Here is an 11,757-nt window from a genome sequence, read left to right as displayed (position 1 = left end):
TATTAACGAATAATCTTAAAAGACTTGTGAGAATCATTCAGAGTATCGTAGGATGGGTCTTAGTAGCTATGGTTATCTACAACTGTACTTCCAGAGACCAAACACAGGTTGCTCCTGCACCGACCGACGGGACACGCATCGTATGTAGTACTGAAATCGGTATCGGTAATAAACTAAAGTTGAAATTAGCAGGTCGGTCTAACAGCATCTGGATCGACCTAAACAACAATGGCAGCTACGATAGCGGCGAAAAGGGGATAACGGGTGATGACTATACTTCCTACACGGTAGCCTCAAAGGACTTTACCATCTATGGAGACGTCACCATGCTGGACTGCTCGAACAACCGACTGACCAAGCTCGATCTCCAACATAATACCAATCTTACCGACCTTGTATGCTCGAGCACTAAACTCACGAGCCTCGACCTTAGCCAACAGACAGATCTACAGACTCTTGACTGTGAACACAACAAACTCGTGACGCTTATCTTCGGCAACAATAAGATGCTTACCTCCGTAAAGATGCATTGCAACGACGTGGAATTTCTGGATCTTTCCTTGCTGCCCAAACTAACGTATCTCGACTGTTCGCTCAATCATCTTACACGTCTGAACGTGCAGAAGAATGCGGATCTCGAATACTTAGACTGTGCCTTTAACGATATTAAGGTCCTCGACGTAAGGAACAATGCTGAGCTAATGACACTGGAATGTGAGGGGGAGCGGACTGTACGAACTTGATGTAACGGCCAATCTTGCCCTCGAAAGGCTCGGCTGTGCAGGCAACAATCTTAGTACGATAGACCTGACCAAGAACAAGAAACTACTGAGCCTCAATATCGCGAAAAACCGATTTGAGCAGATAAATCTCATGGGCAATCTGCTGCTCACCGAGCTCGACTGCTCGTACAATAGGTTCAAAACGCTAACGACCAACTGGAGTGTCAAGCTGGAAAAACTCAACTGCTCACACAACCAATTGACCTCCTTATCAGTACAAACCAACATACACCTCAAGTCCATCTGGTGCTTCAATAATAAGCTCTCCGAGAGTGAAATGGAACGATTTGTCAATTCCCTCCCGACCGTCTCCTATGATATTACCACTCATTCGGGCGACTTCATCGCAGTGAACCACAGCGACAGTCAGGAAGCCAATGAATGTACGACAGCTAATGTGCTCAGAGCTTTTCAGAAGGGATGGATCACATACGACTATAATGGTGCGGCCGAGAACAAGATCGAATTTGAAGGACTCCCTAATTGTTACTGAAGTTCGGGCAGAAGTTATAATGATTATAAGTAACGGCCTCCACAAGGTACAATACGGAGCCTGAGCGGACAATTTCGCGCCCGAGGTGGCCGTGCGCCAAGGTCTCTGCACCGCCCCATCACTAAGGGAAAGCCCGTGGGAGCTTTCCCTTTTTGCATTCCCACGGGTCGGGAGAGGGGGCGGAACGAGTTTCTTTCGTATTTTCGTCACCGAATTATCCCGAGCATTACAGTAATCAAATAGCAATATGAACACCAAATTACTCTCACTGATGACAGCAAGCATCATGGGTGCCGCCGCGTTAGGCTCCGGCATGGCTGCCCAAGAGCGTCTGACACCCGAGTTATTCATGACCATGTCGCGTGTGGGCGAGATGTCGCTCTCTCCCGACGGTAAGACGGCAGTCTACGCTGTGAGCTTCCCCGACGTCAAGGCCAATAAGGCCTCGCGCGAGCTATTTACCGTGGCACTCGACGGTACGGGACGCAAGCAAATCACCGAAACATCGGCAGGAGAATACGCTCCCGTATGGATGAACGACGGCAAGCGCATCGCCTTCATGACCACAGAAAGCGGCAGCATGCAGCTATGGACGATGCGGGCCGACGGGACCGATCGCCGCCAACTTAGCGACATCGAAGGAGGCATCACGGGTTTCCTCTTCTCTCCCGACGAGAAGCAAGTGCTCTTCACCAAGAATATTAAGTACGGGAAGCGCACAGCTGACCTCTATCCCGACCTGGACAAAGCCACGGGACGTATCGTCACCGACCTGATGTACAAGCATTGGGACGAGTGGGTGGAGACGATCCCCCACCCCTTCCTTGCGGTCGTTGCCGACGGGATGATCACTTCTGGCCGCGACATCCTCGAGGGCGAACCCTACGAAGCTCCCATGAAACCCTGGGCAGGCATCGAGGACTTCTCCTGGAGCCCCGACGGCCAAAGCATCGCATACGCCTGTCGCAAGAAGACGGGCAAGGCGTATTCGCTCTCGACCAATTCGGATATTTACATCTACAACATCCCGACGGGCAAGACGCGCAATATAAGCGAAGGGATGATGGGTTACGATACGTATCCCAAGTTCAGCCCCGACGGTAAGCAGATAGCCTGGATAAGTATGGAGCGCGACGGCTATGAGAGCGACCTGAAACGTCTCTTCGTTGCCGACCTGACGACGGGCGAACGCAAGCACGTGAACCCGACCTTCGACTACAACGTCGATATGCTACAGTGGACACCCGACAGTAAGGGCATCTACTTCCTCGCCTGCAAAGAGGCCGAGACCCACCTGTGGGAGATCGCCCTACGCAGTGGCAAGATCCGCCGGATCACGGCCGGTCAGCACGACTACGCCGACTTCTCCGTGCGCAACAATACGATGCTCGCCAAGCGACATTCCTACGAAGTGCCCGACGATCTCTACAACGTCAGCCTCAAAAATGGTGAAGCCCGCGCCATAACGGCCGAAAACAAGGCCATACTCGACCGCCTCTCTCCCATCACCTGTGAGAAGCGTTGGATGGAGACGACAGACGGGGGGCGCATGCTCACCTGGGTTGTATTCCCCCCCAACTTCGATAAGAATAAGAAGTATCCTGCCATACTTTACTGCCAGGGAGGACCGCAGAATACCGTCAGCCAGTTCTGGTCGTTCCGCTGGAATATGCGGCTCATGGCCGAGCAAGGCTACATCGTCATCGCACCTAACAGGCATGGTGTGCCGGGCTTCGGACAGAAGTGGAACGAGCAGATAAGCGGTGATTACGGCGGGCAGAATATGCGCGACTACTTCACTGCCGTCGATGAGATGCGCAAGGAACCCTACGTCGATGCCGACCACATAGGAGCAGTAGGTGCGAGCTACGGCGGGTTCTCCGTGTACTGGCTTGCGGGTCATCACGAGGGACGCTTCGCAGCCTTCATCGCCCACGCCGGTATCTTCAACATGGAGATGCAGTATGCCACCACCGAAGAGATGTGGTTTGCCAACTGGGATATGGGCGGTGCTTTCTGGGACAAAGACAATACAGTGGCGCAGCGCACCTATGCCACTTCGCCGCACAAGTTCGTACAGAACTGGGACACCCCCATCTTGATGATCCATGGCGAACTCGACTTCCGCATCCTGGCATCACAAGCCATGGCGGCCTTCAACGCGGCCCAGCTCCGCGGAGTTCCCAGCGAAATGCTCATATACCCCGATGAGAACCACTGGATCCTACAGCCCCAGAACGCGCTACTCTTCCATCGTACCTTCTTCGGCTGGCTCGATCGTTGGCTCAAACCCTGACGTAGCAACCCACGCAAGAGCCCGTGCCATACCGCTCGTATGACACGGGCTCTTCCATGTAACAACCCTTTTATCATGATCAAAAATATCGTATTCGACCTTGGTGGTGTCCTGATCCATCTGGACCGATCAGAGTGCATTCGCCGTTTCCTATCCATAGGTGTCGCCGACATCGAAGCCATGCTCGACCCCTATCTACAGCGCGGTCTCTTCCTCGACTTGGAATTGGGTCGCAAGGACGAACCCACCTTTCGGGCCGAACTATCCCGTCATATCGGCCGTGACCTCACGTACCGGGAGGTGTACCATGCGTTGCATGGCTTCCTGCTCGAAGTATCTGTGCCCAAGTTCGACTATATCGACTCTCTGCGACAGCACTATCGTCTCTACCTCCTCTCCAATACCAACCCCTACGTACTCGACTATGCTGCCGGCGACACGTTCCTGCCCTCGGGCCGTACGCTCGATACTTACTTCGATCGCATATACGCAAGTTGCCGCATGGGTCTCTGTAAGCCCGACAAGGCTATCTTCCTATCTATGATCGCGGACAGCGGGATGGTACCCGAGGAAACGCTCTTCGTCGACGACGGACCGGCCAATGTGGCGACGGCCGAGGCACTGGGCTTCCACACCTACTGCCCTGTCAATGGCGAGGATTGGATACCGACGCTCGAGCGCATACTCTCCGAGCATCAATAAGAAAAAAGGCTGTGCCGCAGAGATAGCGACACAGCCTTCCTTATGATACTTCACTCTCTTACTTACTGAGCGGGCTCTTCCATCGAGAACTCCACATTGATCTTATTCTGATCAAATTCATACCAATTGCCCGTGATAGCATCTATCGCTACCGGCAGAACGCCACCAAGTACATCGAGAACGACCCACTTGACTGCCACACGATTATTGATGATTCGCATGATAGGTTTCTTACCGGGCACGCGGAACTCCACGTTGTAAGACTTGTTGGCCTTGAGCGAAAGTTGCAGAGGAGTAGTCCCCATTCTCTCTCCATCCACGAAGACTTCGGCTCCGGAAGGTGTCGAAGCCATCTCCACTTGGTGTGATTGCTTGCCGAAGAGCGTGGCACAACCCGTAGCAGCAGCTACGCAAAGCACGGCACCGGCCAGAAATAATAGCGCTTTTTTCATTGGAAATATTGGTTTTTATCAGTTAGTCTCCATAATTAAATCAGTTGTGTAGGCCGAAGGAGACACGCGCCCTCCACACAGAGAATCGTATCATACCGGCATAATATCCTGCCTCTCCTACGATTTACAGGCGACAAAAATAGCATAAAATACTCTCCCCTACCTACATCGACACAACTCCATCCCCCTAAAAATAAAGAGGCTGCGCGGGCATTGTGATGTGATGCGGGCGCAGCCTCTTCGTGTCGATTCGGCAGGAAGTTACCTTACTTCTTCTTAGCAGTCTTGGATTGTAGCTTGAAAGAAACCGGTAGACTTGCCCGCACCGCTATCTTCTTACCCTTATCTTCAGCAGGTATCCACTTGGGCATCGACCTAACGACGCGCACTGCCTCTGCGGCCAATATGGGCGATGCGCTCTTGGCTACCTGCACATCACTCAGGCTTCCATCCTCCTCTACAACGAATGTTACGATGACTCTGCCCGATATGCCCTTGTCCTGAGCTTCCTTCGGATAGACGAGATTTTCACATAGGAACTTCATCAGCGCCTCGTTCCCTCCAGGGAAAGAAGGAAGTATGCCCTCGGTAAATTCCTTTACTTCGCGCACAGGCTTCGAAGGCTGCTGAGGCTGAGATACCAACGCTTCTGCAGGTTCGTCTCGGAGCATCTCCGCGGGCGCTACGCTCGTCTCGGACTTCTCACTCGTCACGACGGCGACATCGTCATTAGCCCACACCATGTTACCTCCCATCAGCATAAGAGCAGCCAATGGTAGTGCGACAAGATAGCTTGCTCCGGCCGCACGTTTCGATTTCGATTTGTTCATCATTTTGATTCTTTCTTTTAAGTCATTTATATTGTAGGAACAGCTCAGAGGCCCGGCCGTGGCACTCATCGTCATCCCTAACAATTCGTATTGATAGTCGCGGCTGTTGCTGCCGCTGCGCAGTACGGCACGGTCAGCCAGATACTCCAGATTGCGCCTCAGATCGGCACGTATCAGCCACACAAAGGGATTGAACCAAAGCAGAATAGAGGACAATTCTGCCAGAAGGACATCCCAATGGTGCTTCTGTCTGACGTGCTCTCTCTCATGAATGAACACGTTGCGAAAGGACGGATGCTCCGTCAAAAGCGCGGGAACATAGATACGTCCCCAAAAGCTGAACGGGGCATGGATGCGGGACGACACATAGACGACTCCGGCATCGACCTCCACTCGTCGCATACTCCCGAGGAGCTTTCTCAAGGCACATAAGCGCACCCCCAGACGTACCGACAGGAGCAGCACGCCCGCCAACCATACCAAGAGGGAATAGCGAGCTACGATTTCTACCCAAGGCACAGTATCCTGCCGAAGGTCTGCTCCACCCTCTCCGACAACTGTGACGCCGATCGTGCGCAATACGACCTCTTCCATCTGCGCGGACGGGGCGGACAGCACCTCAATCGACGGCAGCAAAAGCCCTATGATCGGCAGCATCCAAACGGATACAAGTGCCGTCAGATAATAGGCACGACGGAGCGAGCTGATCGTATTGGCGTGCAGTATGAGTCGCTCAAACGACCAGAACAATGCCACTCCTACGGATACGAGCAGCAGATAGGGGACAAGGGCGTATGACATAGCTGCGAGGTTTTAGTATGGATTAGTCTTGGGAAGGTGTTTCGCCTTGCTCGATCATGCGGATGATCTCCTGAAGGTCCTTCGTCGAAATATCGCTACCGGCGGCAAAGAACTGCACCAGATGTTTGTAGCTGCCGGTGAAGTAATTGTCCACCATGCGGTGTACAGTGCGAGCGGCATACTCCTCTTTGGTGATACCGATGCGGTAAACGTAAGTCTTGCCGTCGCGATAGGGCTTGATGTAGTGCTTGCGCTCCAGATTCTTGAATACCGAAGCCAGCGTCGTGTACGGGGGCTTGGGTTCGGGCACTTCTGCCAGTACTTGGCGGATGCTACAAGTGCCCAATTGCCAGATGACGTTCATCGTATCTTCTTCGATGGCAGTCAGTCTTTCGATATCGTTCTGCATGTTCGTTTTCTTTGCTAATGTATTGACACACTGCAAACATACGAACTTTTCGTAAATACGCAAGCGCTTTCTACGATTTTTACGTAGATCTATTTCAAGAGAGGTAAAGCATGGCTATCGTGACGGCAGCCAATAGGAAAAGAGCTCGCGCAGTACGAGCAAGAAGAGGGTTAAGGGCGGCGCCATCTTGAGTACTGAGACGACGATAATTAGCCATAAAGAATGCCAGGTACAAGAGCAAGAACAGGAAGCCCGGAGCAGAATAGAAAGGATAGAGCACCATGATGGAGAGCAGCCCACAGGCCAAATAGAGACGAGGGCCGAGGTCTCGTCCTTTGATCACGAGTATAGTACGTTTGCCACTGCGCCGATCCTCGGCATAGTCGCGGTAGTTATTGACGACCAGGATGTTTACCCCTGCAAAGCCCATGGAGGCACCCAAGTGCCAAAGCTCCATGGGAAAGTGTCCCGCTTGAACATAATAGGTGAAGAGGACGGGTACCAAGCCGTAAAAAACAAAGACAGCCACCTCACCCAAGCCGTGATAAGCTAGCGGGTATGGGCCCGCACTATAGGCCAAAGCGCCTATGGCAACAACAATGCCCACCCCAAGCATCCACCAACTACTCACCGCACAGAGCGCAAATCCACTGAGAGCAAGGAGAATAATAAAGAAGAACAGTGCACCGAGCACCTGTCTCTCACTCAACCATCCCTTGGAAATGCCACGCTCGAAGCCTACGCGAGCGTCCGTATCCGCTCCTTTTTTGTAGTCGAACCAGTCATTGGCCACATTGCTGACGGTCTGCGCCGTGACGGCTACGACCAAGGCGAGTATCGCTTGCAAGGGGCGAAAGGTGCCATCTGTGAGGGCATAGGCTAGGGCTACAGCTACGGGACTGATCGATGCAGGCAACGTGTGCGGACGCAGGAGCGCAAGCCATGCCCGAGAAGCCGACGGAGAGGACTTAGCGTTCATCGGAGAAAAGACTCTCAGCCAAGGGGCGCATATTATAGGATGACGCCATAACGGCTCCGTAGGCACCTGCCGAACGGATAGCAAGATAGTCGCCACGCTTCAACTCCGGCATAAGCAGATCGCGTTCGAAGACGTCACTGGATTCGCACACGGGGCCGACGATGTCGTATGGACGCATGGCGATTGGAACAGGAGAGGCCGGGATTGTCCAATTATCGGGTCGGACGAGCTGAATCTGATGATGGGCTTCGTACAAAGCAGGGCGCACCAGATCGGTCATGCTTGCATCGACGATAGCAAAGGTTTTGGTCTTTCCCTCCTTGATATACAAGACTTGCGTGATGAGACTGCCACACTGTGCGACGACCGATCGCCCGGGCTCAATGTGCAAACGGGCTCCATTGGCTTCGATCAGCATCCGAAAACGCTGGATATAGGCAGCAAAGTTCGGAATCGATTCGCTCTGAGGCTCTGCATAATTGATACCAAGGCCTCCTCCCAAGTCCACAATTTCGGGAGAATAACCGATAGTACGGAAAAGCGAAAGGAGGTGATTGACCTTATGGCAGAGAGCTTCGAAGACTGCGGCTTCGCGTATCTGCGACCCGATATGGAAGTGCAATCCGCGCCATGAGAGAGCATCGGACTGTATCAGGTGAGGCATCAATGCAAGAGCATCATCGGGAGCAAGACCGAATTTGTTCTCGGCAAGTCCCGTGGTGATGTGGCTGTGGGTGTGAGCATCGACCTCCGGATTGAGGCGGAGCAGAACAGGAGCAATGCAGCCGTTCGCCCGAGCCAATTGCTCGATATTGAATAGTTCGGCAGCACTCTCCACGACGAAAGCACCTATCCCGGACTGCAGGGCGAGCAATATCTCCTCATCGCGCTTGCCCACTCCGGCAAAAAAGATAGATGCAGGAGCAACCCCCGCAGCAAGAGCGGCTGCAATCTCTCCGCCGCTCACACAATCCGCCCCCATTCCACGAGCCGCTATCTTCTGCAAGATGCGCGGATGGTTGTTGGCCTTGAGGGCATAATGTACTGCGACGTCGTTCTGCTTGGCATGCTCAGTGAGGACAGCAAGCGTGCTGTCCAAGAGTGCCATATCGTAGTAATAGAAAGGAGTTTTCATCGGAAATGAGGCGAAGCGAGACGGCGCTTATGCCGTCCCCACATTCGAATTGAACAGCTTGTCGCTTAGGACAGTCAGAGCCTTTTTCTTGTCCTCGGCACGGACTAGTACAGAGACATTGTAGTTGCTGCCGCCGTAGGAAATCATCCGAATGGGAACACCCTTGAGCGCATTGATAATTCGAGCCTCAAAGCCTACATTGTCCCACTCCATGTCACCGACAATACAGATGATCACCATGTCACGATCAACCGTAACGTCGCCAATATCGGATAGTGCTCGAACAATATCGGGCAGATTCTTATCATTGTCGATGGTGAGTGAAACGCCCACTTCACTCGTAGCAACCATATCGACAGGCTCTTGATGAAACTCGAATATCTCAAACAGCTTGCGCATGAAGTGCCAGGAGAGGAGTTTATTGCTACTCTTCACCTTGATAGCTGTGATGCCATCCTTCGCGGCAACGGCCTTGATGCAATCCTTCTCCGTGTCCAGAGAGATGAGCGTACCCGGGGCATCAGGGTCCATCGTATTAAGCAAACGCACGGGGATGTTCTTCTCCTTGGCCGGTTTGATGCAGGTAGGGTGCAAGATCTTAGCGCCGAAGTGAGCTAACTCTGCGGCCTCCTCAAAATGGAGGCGGCGCACAGGTGCAGTCACATCCACGACGCGCGGGTCATTATTGTGCATCCCGTCAATATCGGTCCAGATCTGAATCTCATCAGCTCCGACAGCAGCCCCGATCAGGGAGGCTGTATAGTCGCTTCCGCCACGCTGGAGATTATCAATTTCCCCAAAGGCATTGCGACAGATGTAGCCTTCGGTCAAGAAGAGTTGGTTCGCATCGGGATGAGCGTCCAGCATAGGTAAGAGATGCTCGCGGATATATACCTTATCAGGCTCTGCATGCTTATCCGTTCGCATATACTCCAAGGCCGGCAGCATCACAGCCTCAAATCCGATCTCACGCAAGTAGGCCTGCATCATGGCCGTACTCATCAGCTCTCCGAGGATCAGCACACGTTTCTCTTCGAAGAGTGTAAATCCCTCTACGTCACACATATGTTCGAGGGTGTCAAGTATCGTATTGATTTCGGTCGTTGCCGCATTTAGACTTTCGATTTGCTTGTAGAGCGCACCGATTTCCCGACGGTACTTCATCCGCAAGGCCTGTACGACGTCTTTGGCTTCTGCGGTATTTCTTTTGACAAGATGCGAAGCGATTTCAACAAGCGAGTTCGTCGTTCCGGCCATAGCCGATAGGACTACTATCTTTCTGCCCTTCTCCGATGTGATCAGTTGGGCAACACTCTGGATACGCTCGGCATCACCGACAGACGTACCCCCAAACTTGAGAACTTTCAATTCCTGATTCTATCGTGCTAATCAATTACAATATGGTGCCCTGATGCGGAAACATCAGCGTGTAATTCTATCAATGTGGATGCATCACCATTCTTGCGAACGGCAATCGTTCGTGCCGGAAGATCGGATAGCAGGCGACTATTGTGCGTACTCAGCAAGACGGCTGTTCCTTGTTGACTGATCTCATAAAGCAAACAGGCGATCTGCAGCCCAGTCTCCGAGTCAAGATTGGCCGTAGGCTCGTCTGCAAGAATAAGAGCAGGCTTGCCAAGCAATGCGCGAGCGATGCCCACTCGCTGCTGCTCTCCTCCCGAGAGTTCGTGCGGTCGCTTATATGCCTTACGAGACATCCCAACCCGCGTGAGAACTTCTTCGATACGCTGTTCGCGATCTGCACGGTTTTTCCAGTCCGTGGCTCTCAAAACGAAATCCAAATTCTCAGCCACAGTCCGATCATTGAGAAGCTGAAAATCCTGAAAAACGATACCCAAATTCCTTCGCAGGTAGGGCAATTGCTTCCTCTTCAGTTTCGCCAGATCATAATCAATGACACGAGCTGCTCCTGCCGCTATAGGCACTTCGGCATACAAAGCCTTCAACAAGGTACTTTTACCTGAGCCTACGGAGCCAATCAGATAGACAAAATCACCTGCAGAAAGAGTCAAATTCAAATTTTGGAAAATGACATTTTCCTCTTGGCAAAGCGTTACGTCTCTCATTTCTACAACAAGAGCTTTTTCGGTCATACTATTATCGTTCGTTTATTGGCGTAATTTTCCTACAAAGTTACGAATAAAAAGCCCATAGTCAACGGCAAATTCCGTTTAGCATTTCCTTGTGGAAAATGCTCTTCAGAAGGTTTGATGGCACGTGATCAGAGGTATTCTCTTCTCAAATCAGGTAAGATTTCTGCAAAATTACGCCTCAAGATTGCATGATATCTCGCGCCATTTCCAATCCGTTTTGGTGCCATTTCTACAAAAATTATGCGCAATTTTCTTTTTCTTTTGGCGCGACTTTGTAACGGCATCCGACGCCGCAGTCTCATCGTTTATCGCAGCAGAAAAAAACTGCTCCAAGCTGCGATTCCTTTCCTTTATCACGAGAAACAATGAATGGACTGCAACTGGCTTTCGCCAAGGAAGGCTTTGCCACGCGTCTCTGCATTATTGACATGGCTCTTTCGAATCTTTCTTCCTGTCTTGAACACATGACGTCTGACTTGTGCACTCATCTTCTCTCTCCACATCCTTCTAAAGCCAAACGGTAGCATCCGCCCTTCCGCCGAATACTACCGCTCTCTTGGCATATATACTGGATAGTTCTCTTCAACAGAGAACGAGCTGCATTTGCAAAGAATCTTCTCCCTGATGCAGCCCGTTCTAGTTTATTGCCCACGTCTATCTTGTCAGTCATTCATCCCTCTCTCTCCCCTCCGCGAAAGCGAAGAGGGAGCATCCGTCTATCTTTCGACGAATACTCCCTCTCTCTCTTCTAAAAAAACGGCGGC

The 11,757-nt window shown here is 52.0% G+C and carries 11 protein-coding genes; 4 read left to right on the top strand and 7 right to left on the bottom strand.

Annotation, left to right across the window (positions count from 1 at the left end; all coding sequences use genetic code 11):
• Positions 1-26 precede the first annotated feature (26 nt).
• The 4 genes from C7382_RS08475 (at position 27) to C7382_RS08460 (ending at position 4,273) form a co-directional block, all read left to right on the top strand.
• The gene (locus C7382_RS08475) at positions 27-743 is read left to right on the top strand and encodes a leucine-rich repeat domain-containing protein (protein WP_133241544.1); all 717 of its coding nucleotides are present in this window, start codon (positions 27-29) and stop codon (positions 741-743) included.
• Positions 715-1,275: a leucine-rich repeat domain-containing protein gene (locus C7382_RS08470; RefSeq protein WP_116679855.1), complete on the top strand. Its 561-nt coding sequence runs from the start codon at positions 715-717 to the stop codon at positions 1,273-1,275. The genes C7382_RS08475 and C7382_RS08470 overlap by 29 nt, the downstream gene beginning before the upstream one ends.
• Before the next feature lie 247 nt (positions 1,276-1,522).
• Positions 1,523-3,571, top strand: coding sequence for a S9 family peptidase (locus tag C7382_RS08465; RefSeq protein ID WP_116679854.1), 2,049 nt, complete (start codon positions 1,523-1,525; stop codon positions 3,569-3,571).
• Between the two features lie 75 nt (positions 3,572-3,646).
• Positions 3,647-4,273, top strand: a complete 627-nt coding sequence (locus C7382_RS08460; protein WP_116679853.1) for an HAD family hydrolase — start codon at positions 3,647-3,649, stop codon at positions 4,271-4,273.
• Between the two features lie 62 nt (positions 4,274-4,335).
• Here C7382_RS08460 and C7382_RS08455 read toward each other — a convergent pair whose 3' ends face one another.
• The 7 genes from C7382_RS08455 to C7382_RS08425 form a co-directional block, all read right to left on the bottom strand.
• On the bottom strand, positions 4,336-4,725 hold the full coding sequence (locus C7382_RS08455) for a PEGA domain-containing protein (RefSeq protein WP_116679852.1): 390 nt from the start codon (positions 4,723-4,725) through the stop codon (positions 4,336-4,338).
• A 266-nt stretch (positions 4,726-4,991) separates the two neighbouring features.
• Positions 4,992-6,356 (bottom strand): M56 family metallopeptidase, encoded by a 1,365-nt coding sequence (locus C7382_RS08450; protein WP_243405685.1) that lies wholly within the window; start codon positions 6,354-6,356, stop codon positions 4,992-4,994.
• 22 nt (positions 6,357-6,378) lie between these two features.
• The gene (locus C7382_RS08445) at positions 6,379-6,765 is read right to left on the bottom strand and encodes a BlaI/MecI/CopY family transcriptional regulator (RefSeq protein WP_116679851.1); all 387 of its coding nucleotides are present in this window, start codon (positions 6,763-6,765) and stop codon (positions 6,379-6,381) included.
• A 94-nt stretch (positions 6,766-6,859) separates the two neighbouring features.
• Positions 6,860-7,744 carry a 1,4-dihydroxy-2-naphthoate octaprenyltransferase gene (gene menA, locus C7382_RS08440; RefSeq protein WP_116679850.1) on the bottom strand — a complete coding sequence of 295 codons (885 nt, stop codon included), beginning with the start codon at positions 7,742-7,744 and terminating at the stop codon, positions 6,860-6,862.
• Positions 7,734-8,879: a diaminopimelate decarboxylase gene (gene lysA, locus C7382_RS08435; protein WP_116679849.1), complete on the bottom strand. Its 1,146-nt coding sequence runs from the start codon at positions 8,877-8,879 to the stop codon at positions 7,734-7,736. The genes menA and lysA overlap by 11 nt, the downstream gene beginning before the upstream one ends.
• 27 nt (positions 8,880-8,906) lie before the next feature.
• Positions 8,907-10,247, bottom strand: a complete 1,341-nt coding sequence (locus C7382_RS08430) for an aspartate kinase (RefSeq protein WP_116679848.1) — start codon at positions 10,245-10,247, stop codon at positions 8,907-8,909.
• Between the two features lie 17 nt (positions 10,248-10,264).
• Complete coding sequence (locus C7382_RS08425) at positions 10,265-10,993, bottom strand: cell division ATP-binding protein FtsE (protein WP_116679847.1); 729 nt, start codon at positions 10,991-10,993, stop codon at positions 10,265-10,267.
• Positions 10,994-11,757 lie beyond the last annotated feature (764 nt).

The organism is Porphyromonas loveana (assembly GCF_003096695.1).
Lineage (GTDB): Bacteria > Bacteroidota > Bacteroidia > Bacteroidales > Porphyromonadaceae > Porphyromonas > Porphyromonas loveana.
Note: the sequence above shows the minus strand (reverse complement) of the source record. Positions and strands in the feature narration are given on the sequence as shown.